The sequence below is a fragment of the Kineosporia succinea genome (assembly GCF_030811555.1).
Taxonomy (GTDB): Bacteria; Actinomycetota; Actinomycetes; order Actinomycetales; family Kineosporiaceae; genus Kineosporia; species Kineosporia succinea.
The window spans coordinates 6,459,894-6,484,268 of record NZ_JAUSQZ010000001.1; the positions used below are offsets into that span (position 1 = coordinate 6,459,894).

The window sequence follows — 24,375 nt, forward strand, 5'->3', positions numbered from 1 at the left end:
GACGGCGCTGCCCGGACGCGAGCCCCGCCGTGCGACCAGGACCGACGACGCCCGGCAGGTCAGACGCGGCGGCGCGCCGGTCAGCCGCGGCGGCGGGCAGGTCAGCCGCGGCGGCGGGCCAGGAAGTCCGCCACGCGGTGTCCCTTCTCCAGGCCCCGGGCCTCGTAGCGGGTCACCGGCCGCCACTGCGGACGGCCCACCGCCCCGCCACCCTCCAGTTCGAACGCCGGCTCGGCCGCGAGCACCTCGCCCATCTGCTCGGCGTACGGCTCCCAGTCGGTGGCGCAGTGCAGCAGCCCGCCGGGGGCCAGCCGGTCGGCGACGAGCGCCGCGAACCGGGGCGTGACCAGGCGGCGCTTGTGGTGCCGGGCCTTCGGCCAGGGGTCCGGGAAGAACACCCGCACCCCGGCCAGGCTCCCCGACGGGATGCGCTCACGCAGGAGCTGCTCACCGTCGCCGTTGAGCACCCGCACGTTCTCCACCTCGGCCGCGACCAGCGCCACCACGAGCCGGGCCACCCCCGGCGTGTGCACGTCGGCCGCCAGCACCCCGGTACCCGGGTCGGCGGCCGCCATGCTCGTCGTGCTGTCACCCGAGCCGAACCCGATCTCCAGCACCACCGGCGTCCCCGCCCCGAACAGCCCCGCCAGGTCGATCGGCTCGCTCCCGGCCGGCAGCTCGAACCGGTGCAGGTGCGTGGCCATCGCCTCCCGCCGGACCGCGCCCATGCGCCCACGGCGCAGCTTGTAGGTGGGAACAGCAGGAGCAGGGGTGGGCGTCTCGGTCACCCCCGCATTATCGACGGTCGTCCCGGGCCTCCTGACACCGCGCCCGAGGGGACCGGGCCCGCCCGGGCGACCACCACGTCCTCAAGCCGCACTGTGCTCTTGACGCACCTCGCCGGACCGGTGCGGAACGAGCCCTCAGGAGACCTGCTGCATGCGGATCAGGTTGCCGGCCGGGTCGCGGAACGCGGCGTCGCGCACCCCGTAGGGCTGGTCGGTGGGCTCCTGCACGATGTCGGCGTCACCGGCCTGGATCTTCTCGAACGCACCGTCGAGGTCCTTCGTGGCCAGGTTGATGCTCGCGTAGGTGCCCTTCGCCATCATCTCGGCGATGACGCGCTTCTCCTCGTCGGTGACGTCGGGCGCGGCCGAGGGCGGGTAGAGCACGATCGCGGTGTCGGCCTGGCCGGCCGGGCCGACGGTGAGCCAGCGCATGCTCTCGTAGCCGACGTCGAGCCGGACCTCGAAGCCCAGCAGGTCCCGGTAGAAGGCCAGCGAGGCCTCCGGGTCGAGGTGCGGCAGGAAGCTCTGGTGAATGGTGATGTCCATGCCCGTCACGCTAGGGCCCCGGGCCTGACCTGGACTTCTCGATTCGTGACCGGGGCGGCTCTTTCCCCCGAACGGCCAGGGAGCCTGTGCGATGCTGGCGCCTGTGACGTCGCTGGAGGACCTGGTTCGGCTACGCCGCGCCCGTGACCTGATCGACCGCCGGTACGACGAGCCGCTCGACGTCGCGGCACTGGCCCGGTTCGCGCTGATGTCGCCCGGGCACTTCTCACGCAGTTTCAAGGCCGCGTTCGGGGAGTCGCCGTACAGCTACCTGATGACGCGCCGGATCGAGCGGGCCATGGCCCTGCTGCGACGGGGCGACCTGAGCGTCACCGAGGTGTGTTTCGCGGTCGGGGCGTCGTCGCTGGGCACGTTCAGCACGCGGTTCACCGAGCTGGTGGGCGAGAGCCCCAGCGCCTACCGGGCACGCGATCACAGCGAGACCGCGGGGGTCGCGCCGTGCGTGGCGCGCATCCACTCGCGGCCGGTGCGGCGCTCGTCCTCCCGGGGTGCCTGAGGACGTCGTGGTCCCCTTCGGCTGATCGGCAAGACTGTCGTACCTCGCGCCTAGGATCACTGCCCATGGACGGAATGTCGTTGCGTGAGCTGGCCCTGCGGGTCGCGACCGGTCTGCCGGCGGCCGAGCACTGTTTCCCGTTCGGCCCCGAGCACGAGGTGTGCAAGGTCGTGGGCAAGGTGTTCTTCCTGACCGGTGAGCTGCGGGGCGAGCCGCTGGTCACGCTGAAGTGTGAGCCGGAGTCGAGTCTCGCTCTGCAGGAAGAGTTTCCGGAGATCACCCCCGGCTACCACATGAACAAGAAGCACTGGATCTCGATGCGCGGTGGCGACGGCCTCGACGAGGGTCTGGTCGACGAACTGGTGCGCACGTCGTACACGCTGGTGGTCGACACACTGCCCCGCTCCAAACGCCCCGGGCTGTCGGCCCGGGCGCTCAAGGGCGTCGAACCGGCTTAGAGCCGCACCGGTCACCCGAGTCTCTCTGCCCGTGGCCGCCTTTCGCACACCGAGCGCACCGGGTCGGGCCGGTTGCGGGTGAGCCACCAGTCTTCCAGCTTGACCTTCAGGAGCAGCACGAACGCCTGCGGGCCCGCCCGGAGCACCTCGGGGCGCACCACGAATCGCACGGCCCAGCGGCCGGCGGTCTCGGTTTTCGTGGTTTCGGTCTTCGTGGTGCGGGCTTCAGTGGCCCCGGTCATGGCGGCCCGGGTGGTTGCGGCATGGGTGGTTGCGACATGGATGGTGGAGACCTCGACGAGGGTCTCGACCAGCGGTGGAGCGGCGTCGCGAAGGACGAGCGTGACCTGGGTGACGGTCAGCGACCACGACGTGAGGGGGATCCGGCGGCGGGTGTTCAGACGCTCGACGATCTCGGCCGCGGGGAGCGGGAGTTCGGGCCGGGCGTTCATGACCTCACGATAGGCCGGGCCGGGCGGCGCGGCCCGGGCCTTTGGACACACCGTCGCCGGATCTCACGGCCCGGCGGTTCCCGATCGGGCAGATCCGAGGGTGAACCCCGCACCGGGGCGCTCTCGTATAGGTGACGGCTGTACCTGTACGGGTTGGACTCTAGGAAGGGGCCTGGGCGGTGGCGGAAGACATCTTCATCCCCGGCGACGAGCTGGACGCGGCCAGAACGGCCCTGGACAGGATCAAGGAGAACATCGACATCAGCGGCGCCGGCATCGACTTCGACCGGGCGCTGGGGCGCGACCTGGCCCGGGCCGCCGGCTCGTTCGAGAGCCGCTGGTCCGACGGCCGGTTCCAGCTGGTGCGCGAGATCGACGGGATGCGCGACAAGTTCCAGCAGGTGAGCGACGCGTTCGCGCAGACCGACAACGACGCCGCCGCGAGCCTCGTGGCGGAGTGAAGGACGAGACCATGCGTGAACGCTTCCTGCTCAACGTGCCCGAGACCTGGAACACGACCGACCTCACCGGTCAGGACCTGGCGGCGGCCAGGGCGCAGGCGCTCGCCGCAACCCCCGACCCGCGGGCCAAGGCCCGGATCAACGACTACTTCCGCACCGGCCGCGACCTGCTGCGCTCGGCCCGCAAGCACGGCGCCCTGTTCAGCGCCAGCACCGCCGAGATGTACGACGACGGTCTCTTCATGGCCTACGTCATGGTGTTCGCGGTGAACACGCCCGAGGGCCTGGAGTTCACGCTGCCCGTGCTCACCCGCGCGCTGGGCACCTCGAACCGGCAGCCCGCCGACCGCGAGGTCACCTCCGTCACCGTGCCCGCCGTCGGGTCCGCCGCCCGGGTCACCGGCACCGAGATCGCCGAGATCACGGCCGACGTCTCCACGAAGCTGCTGACGATGCACACCATGCTCCCCGTGCCCGGCCGCCCGCAGGAATACCTGATCGTGTCCTGCGCCAGCCCCAACCTGCCGCTGAAAGACACCGTGTACCAGCTGTTCGGCGCGATCACGGCCACCTTCCGGTTCACCACGCCCGACGGTGAGGAAGTCCTCGCGCCGGCCTGACCGGCCGCGTCCTCCCGCCGTCCCCGAGTCCCGACCCGCAGTGCGTTCCTGTTCCGAGGAGATCCGACGTGCCCAGACCGAGCAGCGCAGACCTGGCCCTCGTCGGCATGTCCGACGACCCCACGCCCGGCGACCCGGCCGAGATCGGGCGTCTCGAGGCCCGGTACCGCGACGTCGGTGACCAGGCCTCGGTGGCGCTCGACTTCGTCAAGGGCGGCGGGGTGCTGGAGACCAAGGGCAAGGGCTCGGCCGTCGACGCCCTGAAGGAGCAGATCGGCCAGCTCGAGGGGTTCCTGCGCAGCACGGTCGAGAGTTTCGAGCAGGCCGCGAACGCCTACCAGACCTACAGCGGCAAGCTCGGCGAGGCCCAGGGTGAACTGAAGTCCGCGATCGACGACGCGCGCCCGTTCGCCGGGACCGCCGCGCAGAGCGTCGAGGCGCTGCCACCCGAGGCCACCGAGGAGCAGAAGAGCGCCGCGCGCACCCGGCAGAACTCCATCGACGAGGCGCAGGGCAAGGTCGAGGCCGCGAAACGGCGGGCCCAGGGCGCCAAGGCCGCCCGGGACACCGCGCGGCAGGCCTGCGAGGCCGAGCTCGACGAGGCCGAGAGCAAGGCCATCAAGGAACGCAACGTGTTCCAGAAGATCGCCGACTTCTTCGAGGACAACTTCTTCGTCCAGCTCATCCTCGCCGCCATTGTCGGCATCATCGCACTCGTCTTCCCCGTCGTCGGGCTCCTGCTCGGCGGCCTCCTGTTCGTGTTCAACCAGGTCGTGGCGATAGGCGACGGCAATTTCAAGCTCGGCGACTTCCTCACCGGCATCATCGCCCTGGTTCCCGGCGGCGCGCTGCTCGGCCGGTTCGCCGGCACGATCGCGAAACTGCCCGGCCTGAAGCAGATCCTGAGCTCCGGCGCGGTCAAGGGCATCACCACCTTCCGCACCGGGCTGCAGAACGGAACCATCGGCGGCGCCACACTCAGCAAGGTCGTCGGGCCGGCCGAGGAGGTCGTGGTCTCGTTCTTGAAGGGCTCGACGCTCGAGGTCGTCGCCAAGGCGGGCAACAAGGAAGACATCACGGCGGCCAACATCCTGGCGCCCTCGGCCGTGGCCGCGATCGGGACGGTGGGCGCGGGGGCCGCGCTCGGGGCCATCCCGACGAAGGGTCGTCGCGGTGGTGGTAGCGGCGCAGGTGGCGGGGGCGCAGGTGGCGCAGGGGCCGGCGGCGTGGGTGGCGCCGGTGGCGCTGGTGCCGGTGGCGCTGGTGCCGGTGGCGCTGGTGCCGGGGCAGGCGGAGGTACCGGAAGCCCGGGCACAGGTGGTCCGGGCACAGGTGGTCCGGGCACAGGTGGTCCGGGCGGTGCTGGTGGCACCGGAGCCGGCCCCACGGGCGGCGCCGGGGCTGGCGCGCCGGCCACACCGGCGGGCGGTGCCGGAACCGGAGCTCCCAGCACGGCCAACCCCGTCCCCACGGGTGCCGGTGCAGCCGGCGGTGGTACCGGGACCGGCCCCGGCACCGGCCCAGTGACACCGGCGCCGGCCACCGGTGGTTCCGGAGTCCCGGTGGGCGCTCCCGCAGCGGCCGCCGGAGCCGGCGCCGGTATCGGTGGCGGTTCGGGTACGAGAGCTGGAGCCGGTTCAGGGGCCGGATCCGGTTCCCCGGCTCCTGCCCCGGCCTCGGCCTCGGCCCCTGCCGGAACGGGGACCCCCGCAGGAGCGGGCACCGGTGCCGGAGCCGGTACACCGGCGGGTTCGGGAGCCGGAACCGGAGGCGGCGCAGGCACTCCCACCGCAACCGGGACGGGAGCCGCACCCGCCGCCGGCGCAGGAACCGGGGCAACGCCCGGTACAGGCGCCGGTACAGGCGCCGGTACAGGTGCCGGAACGGGCGCCGGAACGGGCGCCGGAACGGGCGCCGGAACGGGCGCCGGAACGGGCGCCGGAACGGGCGCCGGAACGGGCGCCGGAACGAGTGCCGGTGCTGGTGCTGGTGCTGGTGCTGGCGGTCAAGGCAGCGGCTTCTTCATTCCGGAGAAGGTCAATCGCGGCGAGTTCGACGAGCAGCTGGCGAACAACGTCGGGCAGTTCGCGAGCACGTTCACGAAGGTGGGCGTATCCATGAACGAGCAGGGCACCTCGTTCGAGGAGGCCCTGAACGGCGAGGCGGCCAACCTGATCCCGGGTCTGGCGGGTGGTCCGGCGGCGAAGGACCGCACCGTCGGCAACTTCCTCGGTGACGCCCCGAGCGGTGCGGGCCCGAACCAGGGCCAGAACATTCCGTTGTCGACGCTCGGACCGTCGGGCGGCGGGCCCGGCTCCTCGGCCCCGTCCGGCCCGGTGTCGTCCGGAGCCGGCGCGACGCCGGATCCTGGCCAGGCCTCGACGTCCGCCCCGGCTCCGGCCGCACCCCAGCCGTCCAGCTCACCTCAGCCCCCGGTCACGCCGGACCCGGCCACGTCCTCGGCACCGCCCGCGAGCCCGACCGCGCCCGCCCAGCCCCCGGCCTCGCCACCCTCGGCCGCGCCAGATCCGGCTGCCTCCCCGGCTGCCCCGGCTGCCCCGTCGGGTCCGGCCACACCCGACCCCGCCCCGGCCTCGGCACCACCCGCGAGCCCCAGCACCCCCGCCCCCGCCACGTCCGCTGCGCCACCGTCGGGTCCGACGACACCCGACCCGGCCCCGTCCTCCACAGCCCCCCAGGGCCCGGGCGCCCCCGACCCTGCGGCGTCCTCGGCAGCCCCGTCGGGTCCGAGCACACCGGATCCCACCCCCTCGCCCGCGCCGTCGCAGAGCCCGAGCACCCCAGACCCGTCAGCAGACCCGGCAGCGTCCGCGGCGCCGCCGTCAGGTCCGGCCACGCCCGATCCCGCGCGGCCGCCCGCTCCGGCGCAGAGTCCCAGCACCCCGGACCCGGCCTCGTCCTCTCCGTCATCGACGAGTCCTGGCGCACCGGATCCGGCCCAGCCCTCCACGCCGCCTCAAGGCCCGGGCACTCCCGATCCGGCCGCCTCCGCATCATCACCGCCGAGCCCGGCCACACCCGCCCCCGCCACACCGTCAACCGCTCCCCCGGCCTCCGATCCGGCTCAACCCGCCGCCGCTGTGCAGAGTCCGGCCACGCCCACCGGTTCGCCGTCCGGTCCGGGCACGCCCGAACCAGCCACATCGCCCGCGGCTCCATCTGCCACTGCCCCAACGTCATCCCCGGCTGGGGCGCAGAGCCCGGCTCAGTCGTCCCCGGATGCGGCGGCATCGACGGCCCCGGCGCCCGGTGCAGCGTCGACCGGTGCAGCGTCGACCGGTGCAGCGTCGACCGGTGCAGCGTCGACCGGTGCAGCGTCGACCGGTGCAGCGTCGACCGGTGCAGCGTCGACCGGTGCAGCGTCGACCGGTGCAGGTCAGGGCCCGCCGACGGCGGCTCCCGCGCCGACCACGGCCGCGCCACCGGCAACGAGCGGCGCAGCGCCTGCGCAGTCACCGACGGCTCCCGCTCCCACGCCGCCCGCCTCGCCCGACCCGGCGCAGCCGTCTCAGCCGGCGGGGTCGGGGCAGGTACCGCCGCCCTAGACGCCCGGCCGAGAACTCGGTCGGATCAGCCGGACACGGGCCGAGCTCGCACCCGGCCCGCTCGGGAACGAGCCGCCCGGGAGTCGGATCCGCGTGAAGCGAAGCTCGTGCGGCCGTTCACCGACGAGCATGACTCATGGCGTGAGGCGGGGCCCCGGGCGCACGTTCACCGCGCCGCGACCGCTGAGCACGCCCGGGCCGATCTGAGCGGATCTGAGCCGGGGACGGGTGCGAGTGGATGCCTGGGCGCTCGAGGTGACCGCCGCGTCCACCATGGTGGGGTGTCAGGCCTCGCGCAGGCGGGCCAGCAGTTTCGCGGGCGGGATGTCGGGGACCTCGGCCCAGACGGTCTTGACGCTCTCGCGCACGTACCAGCCCGCGGCCGAGGCCAGGGAGACCACGATCGACAGGCCCCGTCCCCCGATCTGCTCGGCGGTGGGATGACCGACGACGGGCGTGAGGTCCGGGGAGGCGTCGTCGACCCGGATGAGCCAGGAACTCGCGGTGGACGAGAGATGGATGTGGATCGGCTGACGGGCGTGACGCAGGGCGTTGCCGGCCAGTTCGGTGCAGACGATCTCCATGCGGTGCGTCAGCACGGCGAGGTGCGGCGAACCGGGTGGGACGACGATCGGCGGGTTGCGCACGCACAGGGAGATGATCGTCTCGCGGGTGCCGGTCAGCTGGTCCAGGCCGGGCAGGGCCCAGGAGCCGCGCTCGTGGCGGAGCACGTCCGGGGGCGGGTTGCGGGAGAGCACGGTTCTTCGACGCTCCTAGCCGATCGTTGCAGCGTCTGGCACGGGCGCTGACGCCCGTCGCACAAGACTGGTCCACGCTGGTAGGGATCGGCCTCGGTCATCAGCCTAGAGGGGCCGTCTGTGCCCCGCGCGCCGAGGTGGTGGAAATCGCTTGCAGGTCAGGGGGTGGCCCGGCCGTCGGGGCCGAGACGGCCCTCGGCCCAGACGAACAGGGAGGACGCGCCCGCGACGGTGAGGAGCTCCTCGACACCAGGTGCCGGGCCGCACAGCACGACCGACCCGCCGTGCGCGCGGATCGAGGCGGCGACGCGCACCAGGAACGAGATGCCGACCGAGTCGATCAGGTCGACGTGCCGGACGTCGACCTCGATCGGCATGTCCTTCTCGATCGCGTAGCCGCCGGCCTCCTCGAGTTCCTGGGCCTGGCTCATGTCGATGCTGCCGCGCAGCAGCACGATGACGGTGCCGTCGTTCTCGTAGACGGAGACGTCGCCCTTGGAGGAGCCCGGTTCGGTGCGGGGAGACAGACCCGGCTGACCGGTGCGGGCACCGACCACTCTCAGGTGCCGCTGACCGCGACCACCCGTATGGTCGTCCGTGCGCTCAGTCATGCTGCGTCCTGCCCTGTGGTTCACGAGAGATCGTCCGGAGGACGCGTGCGCGGTCAGCCCTGGTTCTGGACCACACCGGTGGCGACACCATACGGAATTCTCCGCTCCCCGGACAGGCGCGGCCCGGCCGGACTCGCATAATGGGTGGGTGCACAGAGGGAGTGGCGACCTGACGCCCGCTCATGACTGACCCGACGACCCCTCCCGCGGGGCAGGCACTGGCCGACGAGCAGGAGCTCTCGCTCAGCTTCGACCGGTACGCCCAGCTGGTGCGGGACATCCTGGGGGTGCCCGCCGCGACGGTGTCGCTCGTCGGCGAGCAGACGCAGAGTTTCCTGGGCGCCGCCGGCCTGCCCGAACCGTGGCAGACCCAGCGCTGGACGCCTCTGGTTCACTCGATCTGTCTCCTGGTGGTGGACGACTCGGCCCCGGTCGCGATTCCCGACGCCCGCCTCGATCCACGCACCAGTGCCAGCCCGTCCATCACGGACCTGGAACTCGTCGCCTACCTGGGGGTCCCGCTGGTCGCGGGGACGCAGATCGTGGGGGCCCTGTGCGCGATCGACGGAGTGCCCCGGCAGTGGGGCGAGCGCGAGATCCACATCCTGACCGGCCTGTCCGCGGCCTGCTCGGCCGAGCTCGTGCTGCGCCACACCCGCGCGCAGGCGCTCGACCGCCGGCGCGAGGCCGAGACCGCGCGGGCCGTCGCCGAACGTCACGGTCAGGACGCGGAGGTCGCGCGGCACCGCTCCGAGCTGCAGACCGTGGTGTTCCGGGAGTCCGAGCGCCACTCCCGCCTGCTGCTCGCTCTGTCCGAGACGCTGGCCGCGACCAGCAGCGTGGAGAGCGTGCTGGAGGTGGTGCAGGAGGCGTCGGCCGGGTACCTGGACGCCGAGACGGCCAGCTTCGTGCTCGACGAGCAGCCCGTGCTGGTGACCGGGCGGGCCCCGGACGACGGACGCAGCCTGTCCGCGCCGCTGTCGGGGACCCTGCCGGGGCGCCTGGTGCTGACGTGGGCGACCGAGGAGGCGGCCCGGCCGTGGCGCAGCTCGGGTGAGGACGAAGACGGGCGCGACGGCACCGACGGACGGGACGGCACCGACGGACGGCGCACCCAGGCCCAGGTCGAGGAGACCATCTCGGCGCTGGCCCATTTCGCCTCGATGGCCCTCGACCGCGCGATCCTCCTGCAGGAGCGCCGCAGTGCCGCCGCGACCCTCCAGCACGCGATGCTCACCCTGCTCCCCCCTCGCCCGGACGCTTCTCTGGCCGCCCGGTACGTGCCCGCCGCCAGCGCCAACCAGGTCGGCGGGGACTGGTACGACGCGGTGACGGTTCCCTCGCCGACCGGCATCGCCGAGGACGCCGACCTGGCCCTGATCATCGGGGACGTCGCCGGTCACGACATCGGCGCGGCCGCCACGATGGGGCAGGTGCGCAGCGTGCTGCGGGGGCTGCTGGTCGACCGGGGCCTGGACCAGGGCGTGGATCCGGCCGCGATGATCAGCCGGCTGGACACCGCCCTGACCCGGCTCGCGATGCCGACCTGCTCCTCGCTCGTGCTGGCGGTGCTGCACGCTCCCGACGACGAGGGGCCCGGGCGTCGTCTGACCTGGGCCAACGCCGGGCATCCGGCCCCGTTGCGGATCAGCGCCGACGGCCGTACCCAGCTGCTCGACGAGCCCACCGGCCTGCTGCTGGGCATCCCGCTGGTGCTGCCCCGGCACACCCACGAGACGCGGCTGGAGCCCGGCGACACCCTGTTGCTGTACACCGACGGGCTGATCGAGCGCCCGGGCCGGCGGCTGTCGGCCGGGCAGGCGCAGCTCATGCTCAGTGCTGCCTCCCACCACGGCCTACCGGTGACCGAGATGCTCGACCGGGTGCTGCAGGACCTGATCTCGGACGACCCGGACGACGACTGCGCGATGCTGGCGATCCGTCTGGGGTGAGGGCCCGGGTTCTCAGGCGCACGCCGGTCCCGGCGCACGCCTTGGCGCCGGACCTGGCGACGAGGCGCGCCCGGGTTCTCGCCCGGGCGCGCCTTCGGGTCGCCGGTTCAGGTGCCGCCTGCGCCGGCGTCGCCTGCGCTGGCGTCGCCTGTGCTGGCGTCGCCGGATCAGGTGCGGATGGGCACCTGGACCCCCAGGAGGCTGCCGTCACCCAGGTGCAGCAGACCCCGGCCGGGCTGCGGGGCCTGCCCGATCAGCCCGCGGGAGAGCTTCACGCCGATGACCTCGCCGTCGCTGAGGCTCTGCGGCGACAGGAGCATGCCGGTGCGGTTGCGTTTCATCTGCCCGACCCAGCCGGCCAGGCTCAGCGTCAGCGACTCGGAGTTGCCGGCCGCCAGCACACCCCAGCCGTTGCCCTGGGCTCCCCGCGACAGGGACGCCAGGTCGGGGTCGATCTCGGAGTTCATCACCAGCTCGGCGTCGTCGACCACGATCACCGCGGTCTCCTCGGGGATGTTGCTCAGCACCTGGCGGAACTGCGCGACCCCGACCTCGGCGTCGGTGATCACCGCGGCCACGCCCGGGCGGCCCGCCAGGTCACGCAACGGCGAGCGCCGCGGCGCGACGACCACCAGGCCGCTGCCGGCGGCCAGGAGCGACTCCGCGGCGGTGAGCAGCGCGGTGCTGCGGCCGGTGCGGGGCGGGCCGGCGATCACGAACGAGGGGACGTCGGACAGGTCGGGGCTCAGGGCGGTGAGGGTGTCGCCGCCCACGGCCAGCAGGGGCCGCATGGAGCCGGGGGTGCTGGGCAGGCGCAGGGCCTGGTCGTAGGTGATGCGGTCGGGCAGGACGTCGAGACGCAGCGGACGGCGGGTGGCGGGGACGGCGGCCTCGCGTTCGCGCAGCCCGGCGCCCAGGCGCTGCAGGACCTCGGCCTGGGCGGTGCCGGTGAGGTCGCGGGTCAGGACGGCGATCTGGATCTCGCTGAGGTCGCCGGTGCGCAGGGCGCGGCCGGGGGCGGGGGCGTCGGGGGCCTGGCGGGTGGGGATGCCGACGCTGGAGTACTCCTGCTTGTCGTTGAGTTTCAGCACGATCTTGTCTTCGGTGGTGCCGGAGTAGCGGCTGCCGCCCAGGACCTTGTCGCCGGCGAGCACGACGTGGATGCCGACACCCGCGCCGTCGCGCAGCAGGCGCAGCATGCGCTCGAGGTAGCTGCCGTTGTCGTAGGACAGGAACTCGCGGTCGAAGACCTCGAACCGGTCGACCATGACGACGATGTGCGGCAGGCGCTCGGCCGGGGGCTGGGCGGCGCGCAGTTCGGTCAGGTCGGCGCTGCCGCGGGCGCCGAGAACGCCCTGCCGGGAGGTGAGCTCGGCGTTGAGGCGGTCGAGGAGGCGGCCCAGGCGCTCGATCTGCTTGCGGTCGACGACGGCGCCGGTGTGCGGCAGCTCGGCCAGGGCGTTGAGGGCGCCGTTGCCGCAGTCGATGCCGTAGAGGTGCAGGTCGTCGACGCCGTGCGCGGCCGTCAGGGCGGCGGCGAGGGTGCGCAGGGTCTGGGAGCGGCCGGTGCGCGGGGAGCCGATGACGTGCAGGTGCCCGGTCTGGTCGAGGTCGAACGTGAGGTCGGTGCGGGCCTGCTGGGCGGGCAGGTCGATGACACCGAACGCGACCGGGGGCAGGGCGGCGGGGCGCTGCCCGGCCGCCGGCGGGTCGGCCGGGCGGTTCCAGTCGAGCAGGATGGGCAGGGGCGGCAGCCAGGGGCTGGGCTGGCGTTCGATGCCGGCCTCGTGGGCGGCCTTGGCGATGGTCTCGACCAGCACGGCGAGGTCGGTGACGGCCTCGACCTGCTCGCCCGTGGCGCTGCGGGGCCGGGCCGGGAGTGGGCCGCCGAGGTCGGGCCAGGTGACGACGCCGGCGCGGACCGGCGGCGGGGTGTCGGCCCGGACCTGCCCCAGGCCGCTGGGACGGCGCCCGCCGACGCGGGCGGACTGGAACGGCAGCAGCACCGAGGGGCCGAGCCGGGCGTAGGCGCGCCCCGGGTTGGACGGGGAGATCTCGCCGGAGGCCGGGCTGTCGATGATGTCGCGGCTCTCGGAGCCGTCGGTGGTGCGCAGCGCGATGCGCAGGTTGGTGTTGGCCCGGATGTCGGGGGTGACCGCACCGCCGGGCCGCTGCGTGGCCAGCACCAGGTGGATGCCGAGGGAGCGGCCGCGCTGGGCGATGTTGACCAGGCCGGAGATGAAGTCGGGCAGTTCGCGGGCCATCGAGGCGAACTCGTCGATGACCAGCATCAGGCGCGGTAGCGGGGGCATCGAGACCGAGCCGGAGCGGGTGCGCCTGTCGAGGTAGTCGAGGATGTCCTTGGCGCCGTGCTGGGCCAGAAGTGTCTCGCGGCGGCGCAGTTCGGCGCCGAGGGAGACCAGGGCGCGCTCGACCAGGTGGGTGTCGAGGTCGGTGACCAGGCCGACGGTGTGCGGCAGGTCGGCGGCCTCGGCGAACGCGCTGCCGCCCTTGTAGTCGACGAGCACGAAGGTCATCTCGTCGGGGCGGTTGACCACGGCGAGGGTGGCGACCAGGGTCTGCAGCAGCTCGGACTTGCCGGAGCCGGTGGTGCCCGCGATCAGGGCGTGCGGGCCGTCGCGCACCAGGTCGACGGAGAACGCGCCGTCGTAGCCGGCGCCGAGCGTGGCGGTGGTGCTGCGCCCGCCCAGGTTCCAGCCCGCCACCAGCGCGCTCGGCGTGGGCGGTTCGAGCCCGAGCAGGTCGAGCAGCCGCACGGCGCCGGGCAGGGTGCTCTCGTCGCTGTCACCGACCCCCCGGAGCGGGGCCAGGGCCCGGCCGAGGTGCTCGTACCAGCCGCGTTCGGGTGAGTCGGGGCGCACGTCGGTGAGGGCGGCGCCCGGGCCGGTGCGCACGCTCGACGTCGCGCCGGTCACGACCACGGCCCCGGACTCCTCGGGCAGGAGGCGCTCCTCACGGTCGACGCAGATGACGAAGACGCCCACGGCCGGGCCCTCACGCAGCAGCGACACGACGCCGGGCAGGGAGCGGGCGCGGCGGGCCTGCTCGAGCACGACCAGGACGTCGGGGTAGCCACTGACACCGCCACGGACCAGGTCGCGGCCCAGGGCGGTGCGGGCGGTGACCATCTGGCCGAGCTCGCCGATGCGCCGGGCCAGGGAGTCGGTGGTGCTGCCCACGAGGGCGTACGCGTCTTCGCCGGTGGCCTGGGTGTGCGGCAGCCAGCGGGTCCAGCTCCAGGTGCTCTCGCCGTCGGGACCGGCCAGCACGACCAGGCGCAGGTCGGTGGGCCCGTGCAGCGAGACCGCCTGCGCCGCCAGCCAGGCCGCGAGCGCGCTGCCGCCGGGACCGGCCAGGCCGACGACCCCGGCGCGGCGCACGTCGACGCGCACGGGCACCTGGTCGAGCCAGGGCACGGTGGTGCGGCGGTGCTCGTCGAGGGTGGGGTCTTCGACGCTGGTGGCCGAGGGCAGGTCGGTGGTGCCGACGCGCAGGGTGAGGAAGTCGGGGTCGGCCCAGCGGCGTTCCCACAGTCGCTCGGACGGCTGGGCGGCCATGCGCAGGAGCGAGGCGGGGTCGGGCAGGGACAGGCGCAGGTTGTGCTGCTCGTCGCGGACCGTGGCGTCGATGTCGTCGGTGAGGCGGGCCTTGCGGGCCTCGTACTCGGCGAGCTGCTCGCGGTACTTGGCCATGGCCTGCTTGCGGCCGCTGAACTGGGTGAGCAGGGCGCCCAGCGGGGACAGCAGCGCGATGAAGATGAAGATCCAGCGGCCGGTGAGCAGGATCGTGACCAGGGCGCTGCCGGCCGGCAGGAGCAGGATGGGCAGCAGCGGGATCGGGCGCTTCTCGGGCCTGGTGGGCGGGGCGGGCAGGCGGAACTTCTGCCCGGCCTCGGGCGGCAGGAACCGGGGCGGGCGGTTGAACTCCAGGCCCAGGCCGTCGTCGGCCGGGGTGAGCGGCGCGGGCACCGGGTGCGCGGAGGAGATCTCGAGCAGGCTGTCGCCCGCGGCCAGGAGACTGCCCTCGTGCCAGGCGGTCTCGCCGGTGACCGGCTTGCCGTCGAGCTGGGCGGCCTCGGCGCGCAGCAGCACGACCGTGCCGTCGGCGCGCACGCGCACCTGGGCGGCGAACGCGCCCGTGCCGGCCCCGGCGGGCAGGCGCAGGCGGCAGGCGGGGTCGCTGCCGAGGTCGTAGTCGCCCGGCGGGAGCCGGAACACGGTGCCGGCGCCGGGCCCGGACACGACGCGCACCTCGGTGCGGCCCTCGGGGGCCGGGCCGGACGGCACCGGGGACCCCAGGCCCAGGTCGGCGCCGTCACGGATGCCGGCGCGGCGCAGCGAGTCACCCGGTTCCAGGGCACGGTCGCCGGTGAACAGCGGGGGTGAGCCGGCCACTCCCAGGACGCGGGCCAGCTCGGTGGCGAGGGAGCCCACCGGGGCGGCCGGGTCGGTCTCGACGACGACGGTGGCGGACACGGCGGCGTCCTGCGGATCGCGGACGCTGACGTTCAGGCGCACGGGGGTTCAGCTTTCAGCAGCGGTTCGGACAAGGGGCCGGGCATGGTTCGGGCAGCGGTTCACACGGGGCGACGGGCATCGGGAGTCCTTTCGGGAGAGCCGGACGCAGACGTTCTCCCGTAGAACACCGGCGAGCCCCCGGAAGGTTGAGGCCTTGCGGGCATCAGTTTCCGGGGGCACCGTCGGCCGGGGACGTCAGCCCAGGTTGGAGCCGAGCTGCTCGTCGGTCTGGCTGAACGCCTCACCGACCGAGCGCACGTACTGCCCGATGCCCTGAAGGCCGTTGTTGACCTGCTCGAAGCCCTTGCCGAACTCGTCGAAGAACGGCGAGAACTTCTGCTGCGCGGCCGGGGTCGAGTAACCGTTGGCGAGCAGGCTCTGGACCTTGCCGCGCACCTCGGTGAGCTTGTCCTGCAGCTGCTGGAAGTCGTTCAGCAGGGCCTGCGACGTGGACGCGGTCTCGTCTGAGTTGATCTTGAAGTCGGGCACGGCGTTTCTCCTCGTCCGATGGCTTCCGTGTCGGGAGGGATACGACGCGCGGGGTCCGGATGGTTCAGCCCGGTTGCCCGTTCGTACACCCGCGGACGGTCAGGACGGCAACCGGCCCGCGAACCGCGCCGCCCGTCGAACCCTGGACCGGCCCGTTCCCGTACTCCACGCATGAAGCGCGCAACTCCCGGCGGCCGGGCGGTCACGGTCCTCCTCGCCCTCCTCCTGACGACCGCCGGGCTGCTGGGCACCCAAGTGACCAACGCGTCCCCGAGCCGGGCCGGTGACACCGAGAACCTCGTCAAGGTGTTCGTGGTGCCGCCGCTGGACCAGACCGGCGGGCAGGCGGTCGGGCTGGCGGCCGTGGCCGGTGCGGTGCTCGGCGACCAGACCCGCGCCGGCGAGATCTTCCAGCTCAACCAGAACCGGCGCCAGCCCGACGGCGGCGCCCTGACCGAGCCGAACCAGGCGCTCACCCCCGGCTGGATCCTGCGCCTGCCCGGCGACGCCTCCGGCCGGCTCGTGCAGTTCGCCCGCGAGCGGGGCGACGACGCGGTGCAGATGGACAACGGCCAGATCCAGGGCGGCGACACCGGTTTCCCGCCCGCCGCGGTGCTCGCCGCGATCGGCTCGGTGCTGCTGGCCCTGATCACCGCCGCCATCGTGACCCGCCGCCGCCTCGGCGCCTGGCTGCGGCGCACCCTCGAACGCCTGCGTGAACCCGGCCGCCGCCGCGCGAGACTCGCCGCCCGCCGCGACCTGACCGGGCGCTTCCGTTCCGACACCGAGACGGTGCGGCGCGCGTACAGCACCGTCGGCTCGCTCGCCGTGCGCTCGCCCGGCAACCAGGTGCACGCCCTGCGGGTCGACGAGCGCAGCGTCACCGTGTGGGTCTCCGGCGACACCGCCCCGCCCGAGCTGCCCGGCCCCTGGCGCGGCGTCGACGACTCCCACTGGCGCCTCGACGGCGCTCTCCCCCGGCCGGACCCGCAGGGCGACGGCACGGCCTGCCTGGTGCGCGCCGGCGGCACCGACGCCGCGAGCGCGGTGTTCGTCGACCTCAGCCGCCTCGACGGCGTCCTGAGCGTGACGGGAGACGAGAGCGTCGGCCGCGACGTCGTCCATCATCTGCTCACCGAGGTCGCCGCCGTGCAGCCCGGCACCCCGGTGCAGGTGCTGGGCGGGTACCCGATCGCGATCCCGGCCGGGCTGAACCAGGTCTCGTGGACCCCGGGCACCCCGTCCCGCCAGGACCACGACGACGAGTCCCCCGTGCGCGCCACCGCCCTGCGGCGGCCGGTGCGCGGGATCGTCGTGGTCGCCGGCACCCCTGACCGGGCCACCCTGGACGAGCTGTCCCGGCTGTGCGGTTCGGGCGGCGAGGGGTGGACGGGCCTGGTGGCCGGGGACGTGCCGGTCGGCGCGCACTGGCGCTGGCACGCGGTCGAGGACGGCGACGTGGACATCCCGGTGCTGGACGTGCGGGTGACCGTCCCGGCGTGAGGCGGGAACGGGCCGCCCCCGGAAGCCCCCTGGGGACGGGATCCCCGGGCAGAAGCCCTCAGGCCGCGTCCGCGACCCGCCGCCGCAGCACCGAGAGCGCGTAGTGACGGCGTGATTTCACCGTGCCCACCGGGATGCCCAGCGCGAGCGCGGTCTCCTTGGCCGTCAGCCCGTTCAGGCAGGTGGCGCGGATGACGTCGCGGTGCTCGGGCGTGAGGTGGCGCAGCAGGTCGTCCGTGACCTGCGTGGCGACGACCTGGTCGGCGTGGTCGGGGTGCACACCGCCCGGCAGGGGCTCGGGCCGGTGCTCGGTGCCGACGCTCTCGTGCCGGGAGCTGGCACTGCGTACCCGGTCGATGGCGAGGTTACGGGCCACGGTCAGCAGCCAGCCGCGCACCGAGCCCTTCGAGGAGTCGAGCACCCCGGCGTGACGCCAGGCCCGGATGAGCGTCTCCTGGACGATGTCCTCGGCCAGGTAGTGGTCGTTGATCAGGGACTCGGTGTAGGCCAGCAGTGCCCGCGCGTGCTCGGCCACCAGCGCGTCGAGCAGTGCGTCGTGCCCGTCAACGGAACCGGCTGTCGGGGATGCCGTGATCATGGCGGTCATGTCGGGTGACCGTAGGCAGAGCGGCTTCCGTAACTCTGACGGAAGACTGACGTCCTTCTGACGTCGTGCCCGAAAGGGCAGTCACGATCGGTCGCGCAGCAGGCCGGGGTTGGACGCGAGCGCCTGCACCTTGACACGGACGAGTTCGGCGTCCGGGTGCCCGAGGTCCTCGAGGATGGCCAGGGCCTGGTCCCAGGCGGTCACCGCGGCCGAGGGCCGGCCCGCGCCCGCGTGCGAGTCGCCGATGTGAACGAGCGTGTCGGCCTCGAGGTAGCGGTCGGCGATGTCGCGGTAGATGGCCAGGGCCGTGGCGTACGAGCCGAGGGCCTCGCCGGTGCGGTGCAGGTGGTGCTGGGCGTAGCCGAGGCTGTCCCAGGCGGCGGCCTCGCCGTTGCGGTTGCCGACGCGGCGGTGCAGCTCGATCGAGGCCTCGCACTCGGTCAGGGCGGTCTCGTACTCGCCGAGCAGGATGTGCGTCCAGCCGACCTCGTTACGCACCCAGCCCAGGCCGCTCAGGTCGCCGAGATCCCGGTACAGCGCGGAGGCCGTGCGGTACTGCGCGAGCGCGACCCGGTGCTCACCGCGTCCGTTCGCCTGGAACGCCAGCTGCCGGTGCGCGTAGGCCTTGCCGGAGAGGTCGCCGAGGCGCTCGAACAGGACCAGCGCCTCGGTCAGGCTGCGGGTGGCCTCCTGGTCGAGGCCGACCCGCGACTGCGCGAACCCCAGGGCGCGGCTGGCGTGGGCCTGGCCGCTCAGGTCACCGCTGCGCCGGGCCGCCTCCAGCGCCAGGGTCTGCAGCGCGAGCTGCACCTGCCAGGAGCCGGTGCGATCGAGGTAGTTCTCGATCACCGCCGCGATCTGCCAGGTGTGCCGGGCGCTGCCGTGGTGCTGGTCCTGGCGGATCACCGCGACCAGGGCTGGTCTCTCGGTCTCGAGCCAGGACGCGGCGGCCCGGTTGGTCTCGAACGTCTCGGGCACGGTGCCGGGCACCGGGGCGGGCAGGGCCACCCGGTCGCGGGTGGGGGCCAGGGTGCCGGCGGCCGCGTCGGCGCTGTGCAGGTAGTGGTCGAGCAGCCGGGTGCGGGCCTGCTCGGACTCCTCGCCGGCCTCGGCGGCCAGCTCGGCGGCGTACGCGCGCAGCAGCTCGTGGCAGCCGTAGCGGCCGGGGCGGGTCTCGAAGATCAGGCTGGCGCGCAGCAGTTCGCCGAGGATCTGGCGGGTGCGGGGGCGCGGGCGCATCGCCAGGCTGGAGGCGGCGGCCAGCGAGCAGTCGGGCCCGGCGTGCTGCCCCAGCAGGCGGAACAGGCGCGCGGCCTCGGGTGAGAGCGCGTGGTACGACCAGGAGAAGACCGAGCGGACGTCGGTGGGCGCGGTCTCGCCGCTGAACCCGTCGAGGCCGCCGATCTCGCGCAGCGCGGAGGCCACGGCCTGCAGCGAGTACGCCGGGTTCACCGCGGCGTGCGCGCAGACCAGGGCCAGGGTCAGGGGCAGGCGCCCGGTCAGGTCGACGACCTCGGCGGCGGCCCCGGCCTCGAGCGTGGTGCGGTCGGTGCCGAGCCGGGCGGCCAGGAACCGCAGCGCCTCGGCCCGGGGCAGCGGGTCGAGGGTGACGGGGTGTGCGCCCTCGGTCGCGACCAGGTCGATCAGCTGGTTGCGGCTGGTCACGATCACCAGGCTGCCGGTGGTGCCGGGCAGCAGGTGCCGCACGTGGTCGCTGTCGCGGGCGTTGTCGAGCAGGATCAGCATCCGGCGCCCGGCCAGGAGGCTGCGGTACAGCGACGCCTGCGCCTCCAGCCCGGCCGGGATCCGGTGGGTGGGCACGCCGAGCGCGTCGAGGAACGAGCGCAGCGTCTCGGCCGGGCCCATCACCGCGCCGGAGGGGTGGAAACCGCGCAGGTTGACGTACAGCTGGCCGTCGGGGAAGCGGGCCGCCACCCGGTGCGCCCAGTGCACCGCCAGGGTGGTCTTGCCGACCCCGCCCATGCCGCTCATCACCACGACGCGCGGCGCGGTGCCGGTCTCCAGCCCGCCCAGCAGCGACGAGACCACGTCGAGCTCGTGACGGCGGCCGGTGAACGAGGCCAGGTCGGCGGGCAGCTGGGCCGGGGGCACCACGGCGACCGACTCGTCCGCCGGCCCGGCCGGGACCACCGGGGGAACCGGGATCACCGGCTCCACCTCCAGCACCTGCTGCCGCGCCGCCTGCAGCTCCGCGCCGGGCACCAGGCCGAGCTCCTCGTCGAGCGTGAAGCGCAGGTCGTCGAACAGGTCCAGCGCCTCGGCCGAGCGGCCCACCGCGGCCAGCACCAGCATCAGCCGCGCCTGCACGGCCTCGTCGAGCGGATGCCGGGCCGCGGCCTCCCGCAGCCCGGGCAGCAGGTCGCCCGCCACCCGGTGCCCCGCCGCGAGCGCGTGGTCGGCCGCGCGCCGCACCGCGGCCAGGTACTCGCCCTCGACCGCCACGAACGCCGGGTGCCGGCGCACCTCCGGGGTCAGGTCGGCCACCACCGGCCCGGCCCACAGCGACAGCGCCTCGACCAGGCACCGGGCCGCGGACGCGGCGTCCCCGGCGGTGTCGGCCGAGGCCGTCAGCTCCCGGAAACGCCCCAGGTCCAGCGCCCCGGCGGGCACGTCGAGCCGGTAGCCGGCCGCGTCACGGGTGACCCAGCGCGACGGGGCGCGGGCCGCCAGCGACGGTTCGAGGGTGCGCCGCAACGCTGCGACGTGCCGGTGCACCACGTTGACCGCGGTGCCGGGCGGGTCGTCGGGCCACAGCAGGTCGACGATCTCGTGCAGGGCCACCGGCTGACCCGCCCGCACGAGCAACAGGGCGAGCACAGCCCGTTGCTTGGGTGGGCCGAGGGGCAGCTCGGACTCACCCGACCACCCTCGCAACGGACCCAGCACCGTGAAACGCACAAAGGTGATCCTACGGCGCCCTTCACCCTCCGTCACGGCGCCCGCAGGAGCACACGGCCAGTTGTATGACATGAGTGACCGACGACTTCACCGCGTAGCGTCCCGGCCCGAAGCTCACCGGCATGGGGATCGGTCTCGTGCGGGCCTACACGATCGGCATCGCCGTGTTCGTGACCGCGTACTGGCTGAGCCCGCCCGGCGTCACCCGCAACCTCGCGCAGCTGCCGATCGCGCTCATCGCGGTGTCCGCTCTGGTGCTGGCCGGGGTGCGCGACCGCCCCCGCCGCGCCGCCTGGCTGGCCCTGGCCACCGGCGCCGGCCTGACCTTCGCCGGAGACCTCTCCCAGGCCGTGTACGTCGTGCGCGGCGGCGACATCCCGTTCCCCTCCCCCGCCGACACCGCCTACCTGTCGGGCGACGTCCTGCTCGCCGTGGGCCTCGGCCTGATGCAGCGCGGGCGTCCCCGCGACCTGGCCGGGACCCTCGACACGCTCGTCGTCACCGTGGCCGGGGGCCTGGTGGTCTGGCTCGGCCTGGGCGCCGGCTTCAGCGTCCCGGACTCCCCGGCCGACCTGGTGCGCCTGGCCTACCCGCTCGAGAACATCCTGCTGCTCTCGCTCGCGGTCTGGCTGCTGACCAGCCCGCCCGGGATCGTGGACACCCCGGTCGCGCGCTGGCTGACCCTGGGAACCACCGGCCTGCTCATCGGCGACACCACGTTCGGCCTGTCCGGCGGCACGCTGACCATGCAGGACCAGCTGTTCTCGATGCTGTACTTCGTCATGTACCTGGGCTGGACCGGTGCCGGGCTGCGCGCGGCCCGGCACCCGGGCGTGACCGAGCCACCGGGGCCGGCCCGGGCGCTGTCCCCGGCCCGGCTGCTGTTCCTGTACGCCGCCCTGTTCGTGGTGCCCGGCCTGCTGCTGTGCGACTTCGTCCGGCACGTCGAGTTCGACCACTTTCCCCTGGCCACCGCCGCGGCTCTGCTGTCGCTGCTGGTCCCGGCCCGGATGTGGTTGTCGATGCACCAGCTGGAGACCTCCACCCGCCAGCGCGACGCCTACCGCGAGGACCTGGTGCACCAGGCCGCGCACGACCCCCTGACCGACCTGCCCAACCGCGCGTACCTGATGGAGCTGCTGGCCGCCCAGCTGCAGCGGGCCCGGCGCAGCGGCAGCGAGGTCGCGGTGCTGTTCGTCGACCTGGACTTCTTCAAGCGCGTCAACGACCAGCTCGGGCACGCTGCCGGCGACGAGGTGCTGCGCACGGTCACCGAGCGGATGAAGGGCGTGCTGCGCGCCGGGGACGTGATCGGGCGGCAGGGCGGTGACGAGTTCGTGGTGCTCATCGACCCGGTGCCCAGCCCGTCGGACCTGATGGAGATCGCCGAGCGCCTGGTCACCACCGTCAGCGCGCCGATCATGACGAGCACCGGCAAGGCCGCGGTCGGGGCCAGTGTCGGCATCGCGCTGGCCCGGGACGGGCAGATCGACCCGGAGAAGCTCCTGCAGGACGCCGACCTGGCCGCCTACCGGGCCAAGAGCAACGGGCGCGGGCGGGCCGAGATCTTCGACCAGGCGCTGCGCACCGAGCTGGAGGTGCGGGCCAAGCTCGAGGCCGACATCCGGGCCGGGCTGGCCAGCGACGAGTTCGAGCTGCACTACCAGCCGGTGATGAGCGTGGCCGACGGCAACCTGCGCTCCTACGAGGCCCTGATCCGCTGGCGGCACCCGCTGCGCGGCATGGTCCCGCCCAACGAGTTCATCCCGGCCGCCGAGGAGAGCCTGCTGATCTGCGAGGTGGGGCGCTGGGTGCTCACGCACGCCACCCGGCAGCTGGCCGAGTGGACGCGGATGGACCCGCAGGGACACGGCGACGTCACCGTCGCGGTCAACATCTCGGCCCGGCACCTGGCCTCGCCGTCGTTGGTCGACGAGGTGCGTCAGGCCCTCGAGGAGAGCGGGCTGCAGCCACGGCGGCTGGTGCTCGAGATCACCGAGACCGTGCTGCTCGACGAGCCCACCGCCGACACGCATCTCAGGGCCCTGCGCGACCTCGGCGTCACCGTCAGCCTCGACGACTTCGGCACCGGCTACACGAGCATCGGCCAGCTGCAGAAGCTCCAGGTCGACACCCTCAAGATCGACCAGTCGTTCCTGCGCTCGGACGACCCGGCCACCCAGTCGCTGGTGAAGCTGATGATCACGGCCGCGCACGCGTTCAACCTGGACGTGGTGGCCGAGGGCGTGGAGACGCAGGAACAGCTCGACCGGCTCGCGGCGATCGGCTGCGAACTCGCGCAGGGCTACTACCTGGGGCGCCCGAAGTCCGCGCAGGAAACCGAGATCGTGGTCTAGTGGTGCCGGCGCAGGTGCCGGGTCAGGGCGTCGTCGCCGAAGTCGTTGACGGGGTCGCGCCACACACTGTGCACGTGGTTGCCCTCGCGCTGGGTGTTGTCCCACTCCGCCACGAAACCCTCTGCCTGCAGGCGGAAGTAGTGCGGGTGCCCGGGGCCGGTGCCGCCCGCCCAGGCGAAATGCACGTCGTCGAGCCGGTTCCCCGCAAACTTGGCCGCCTCACGCGCGGCCACCCCGGCCGGCACGCGCCCCGTGAACGTCTCCAGCAGATCCCGCAGCAGCGTCTTCTGCCGCACCGACAGCTGCTCCGCCGCAATCCCTTTGGGGGTGGACGAGTACCGCACCGCCTCCCGGTGCACCGGCCGTGCCCCCGCGCGTTGCTCCGCCACCTCGTGCACCCCCTCGACCAGGTCCCGCAGCCGCGGCGCGGAGAACCGCTCACGCCACAGCTCGGGCAGGGGCATGGTGGAGTCGCCGTCACTGATGCGCGGCCGGTTGCCGGTCACCAGATCGACGGGCGCGACCGGCGCCAGCACGGCCTGCGCCGCCTGGCCGGGATCCAGCGAGCGCATGAGCTCCCGGGCCAGATCCTCGCTCGCCCCCAGCGGCCTCAGCATCACCCCACCCAGCAGCGGCGAGGACGCCGGGTCGGCCCCGAGGAAACACGGTGTGCTGGAACGTACTTCGCCCCCGAGCACGAGGTGCTGCACCGACACGTGGTGCCCACCGAAACGCCAGGCCCAGGGCCCGCCGGGCTCGGGTGCACCGAAGACCCGCACCCAGTAGGCCTGCGGGTCACGGCCCCGCGGGCGCCCCCAGTCGACCTCCCAGCCGTCGGCCCGGTCGAGCACGTTCTCCAGGCCGATGATGGTGGACGCGGTGGTGTAGCCCGCCTCCGACAGCCCACTGGCGAGCAGGCGCATCGCGAGACCCTGCTGCCCGGGCCGCATCTGGTTCAGGGAGAGCCCGCCGTGGTCGGTGGGCGTGTAGAACCAGCGGTGCCGCTCGTTCTCCGAGGGCCACGGCCAGAGGGCCAGGGCCCGCTGGGTGGCGTTCAGGCTGCCCAGCCAGTCGCGAGCGGCGTCGGTCATGAGGGCGGCGACGTCGGTCACGGCTCGACACTACGTCCGGTTCGTCACCGTCTCAACCGATGGCGGGTGGTTGTCGGGGGACGGCGTGGTCACCTCCGGGGGGCCGGTCGCGTGGGGCCGGTCGCGGGGGGCCGGTCGCGTG

At 73.7% G+C, this 24,375-nt stretch carries 18 protein-coding genes; 8 read left to right on the forward strand and 10 right to left on the reverse strand.

Annotated features, from left to right (window positions below; all coding sequences use genetic code 11):
* Nucleotides 1-101: 101 nt before the first annotated feature.
* Nucleotides 102-788, reverse strand: a complete 687-nt coding sequence (gene trmB / locus J2S57_RS28655) for a tRNA (guanosine(46)-N7)-methyltransferase TrmB (protein WP_307248741.1) — start codon at nt 786-788, stop codon at nt 102-104.
* A gap of 135 nt (nt 789-923) precedes the next feature.
* Nucleotides 924-1,334, reverse strand: coding sequence for a VOC family protein (locus tag J2S57_RS28660; RefSeq protein WP_307248743.1), 411 nt, complete (start codon nt 1,332-1,334; stop codon nt 924-926).
* 91 nt (nt 1,335-1,425) lie between these two features.
* Here J2S57_RS28660 and J2S57_RS28665 point away from each other — a divergent pair, with 91 nt between their 5' ends.
* Nucleotides 1,426-1,851, forward strand: coding sequence for a helix-turn-helix domain-containing protein (locus J2S57_RS28665; protein WP_307248746.1), 426 nt, complete (start codon nt 1,426-1,428; stop codon nt 1,849-1,851).
* Between the two features lie 65 nt (nt 1,852-1,916).
* Nucleotides 1,917-2,309, forward strand: a complete 393-nt coding sequence (locus J2S57_RS28670) for an MmcQ/YjbR family DNA-binding protein (protein WP_307248749.1) — start codon at nt 1,917-1,919, stop codon at nt 2,307-2,309.
* 11 nt (nt 2,310-2,320) lie between these two features.
* Here the strand turns inward: J2S57_RS28670 and J2S57_RS28675 are convergent, their stop codons facing one another.
* Entirely contained in the window at nt 2,321-2,761 is a 441-nt protein-coding gene (locus J2S57_RS28675; RefSeq protein WP_307248751.1) for a hypothetical protein, read from the reverse strand.
* A gap of 179 nt (nt 2,762-2,940) precedes the next feature.
* On the opposite strand from J2S57_RS28675, the gene J2S57_RS28680 reads away from it, so the two are divergent.
* The 3 genes from J2S57_RS28680 to J2S57_RS28690 all read left to right on the forward strand — a co-directional run bounded on the left by J2S57_RS28680 (nt 2,941) and on the right by J2S57_RS28690 (nt 7,408).
* The gene (locus J2S57_RS28680; RefSeq protein ID WP_307248753.1) at nt 2,941-3,222 is read left to right on the forward strand and encodes a hypothetical protein; all 282 of its coding nucleotides are present in this window, start codon (nt 2,941-2,943) and stop codon (nt 3,220-3,222) included.
* Between the two features lie 11 nt (nt 3,223-3,233).
* Complete coding sequence (locus tag J2S57_RS28685; RefSeq protein ID WP_307248754.1) at nt 3,234-3,842, forward strand: hypothetical protein; 609 nt, start codon at nt 3,234-3,236, stop codon at nt 3,840-3,842.
* Nucleotides 3,843-3,910: 68 nt separating this feature from the next.
* Complete coding sequence (locus J2S57_RS28690) at nt 3,911-7,408, forward strand: hypothetical protein (RefSeq protein ID WP_307248756.1); 3,498 nt, start codon at nt 3,911-3,913, stop codon at nt 7,406-7,408.
* Between the two features lie 284 nt (nt 7,409-7,692).
* Here the strand turns inward: J2S57_RS28690 and J2S57_RS28695 are convergent, their stop codons facing one another.
* Both J2S57_RS28695 and J2S57_RS28700 read right to left on the reverse strand, forming a co-directional pair.
* The gene (locus tag J2S57_RS28695; RefSeq protein ID WP_307248758.1) at nt 7,693-8,166 is read right to left on the reverse strand and encodes an ATP-binding protein; all 474 of its coding nucleotides are present in this window, start codon (nt 8,164-8,166) and stop codon (nt 7,693-7,695) included.
* Between the two features lie 158 nt (nt 8,167-8,324).
* Entirely contained in the window at nt 8,325-8,777 is a 453-nt protein-coding gene (locus tag J2S57_RS28700) for an STAS domain-containing protein (RefSeq protein ID WP_307248760.1), read from the reverse strand.
* Nucleotides 8,778-8,959: 182 nt separating this feature from the next.
* Between J2S57_RS28700 and J2S57_RS28705 the strand changes: the two genes are divergently transcribed.
* A complete protein-coding gene (locus tag J2S57_RS28705; RefSeq protein ID WP_307248762.1) occupies nt 8,960-10,729 on the forward strand; it encodes a GAF domain-containing SpoIIE family protein phosphatase in 1,770 nt (589 codons plus the stop codon).
* 167 nt (nt 10,730-10,896) lie between these two features.
* Here the strand turns inward: J2S57_RS28705 and J2S57_RS28710 are convergent, their stop codons facing one another.
* Both J2S57_RS28710 and J2S57_RS28715 read right to left on the reverse strand, forming a co-directional pair.
* Nucleotides 10,897-15,267, reverse strand: a complete 4,371-nt coding sequence (locus J2S57_RS28710) for an FtsK/SpoIIIE domain-containing protein (protein WP_307248764.1) — start codon at nt 15,265-15,267, stop codon at nt 10,897-10,899.
* A gap of 195 nt (nt 15,268-15,462) precedes the next feature.
* A complete protein-coding gene (locus tag J2S57_RS28715) occupies nt 15,463-15,756 on the reverse strand; it encodes a WXG100 family type VII secretion target (protein ID WP_307248766.1) in 294 nt (97 codons plus the stop codon).
* 171 nt (nt 15,757-15,927) lie between these two features.
* On the opposite strand from J2S57_RS28715, the gene J2S57_RS28720 reads away from it, so the two are divergent.
* The gene (locus tag J2S57_RS28720) at nt 15,928-17,259 is read left to right on the forward strand and encodes a hypothetical protein (protein WP_307248768.1); all 1,332 of its coding nucleotides are present in this window, start codon (nt 15,928-15,930) and stop codon (nt 17,257-17,259) included.
* Nucleotides 17,260-17,317: 58 nt separating this feature from the next.
* On the opposite strand, the gene J2S57_RS28725 is transcribed toward J2S57_RS28720, so the two are convergent.
* Complete coding sequence (locus J2S57_RS28725) at nt 17,318-17,866, reverse strand: sigma-70 family RNA polymerase sigma factor (RefSeq protein ID WP_307248770.1); 549 nt, start codon at nt 17,864-17,866, stop codon at nt 17,318-17,320.
* A gap of 81 nt (nt 17,867-17,947) precedes the next feature.
* Complete coding sequence (locus tag J2S57_RS28730; protein ID WP_307248772.1) at nt 17,948-20,785, reverse strand: AfsR/SARP family transcriptional regulator; 2,838 nt, start codon at nt 20,783-20,785, stop codon at nt 17,948-17,950.
* 122 nt (nt 20,786-20,907) lie between these two features.
* On the opposite strand from J2S57_RS28730, the gene J2S57_RS28735 reads away from it, so the two are divergent.
* Nucleotides 20,908-23,142, forward strand: a complete 2,235-nt coding sequence (locus J2S57_RS28735; RefSeq protein ID WP_307248774.1) for a putative bifunctional diguanylate cyclase/phosphodiesterase — start codon at nt 20,908-20,910, stop codon at nt 23,140-23,142.
* Here the strand turns inward: J2S57_RS28735 and J2S57_RS28740 are convergent.
* Nucleotides 23,139-24,254, reverse strand: a complete 1,116-nt coding sequence (locus J2S57_RS28740) for a DUF3500 domain-containing protein (protein WP_307248776.1) — start codon at nt 24,252-24,254, stop codon at nt 23,139-23,141. The two genes, J2S57_RS28735 and J2S57_RS28740, sit on opposite strands and share 4 nt — an antisense overlap.
* Between the last annotated feature and the right edge of the window lie 121 nt (nt 24,255-24,375).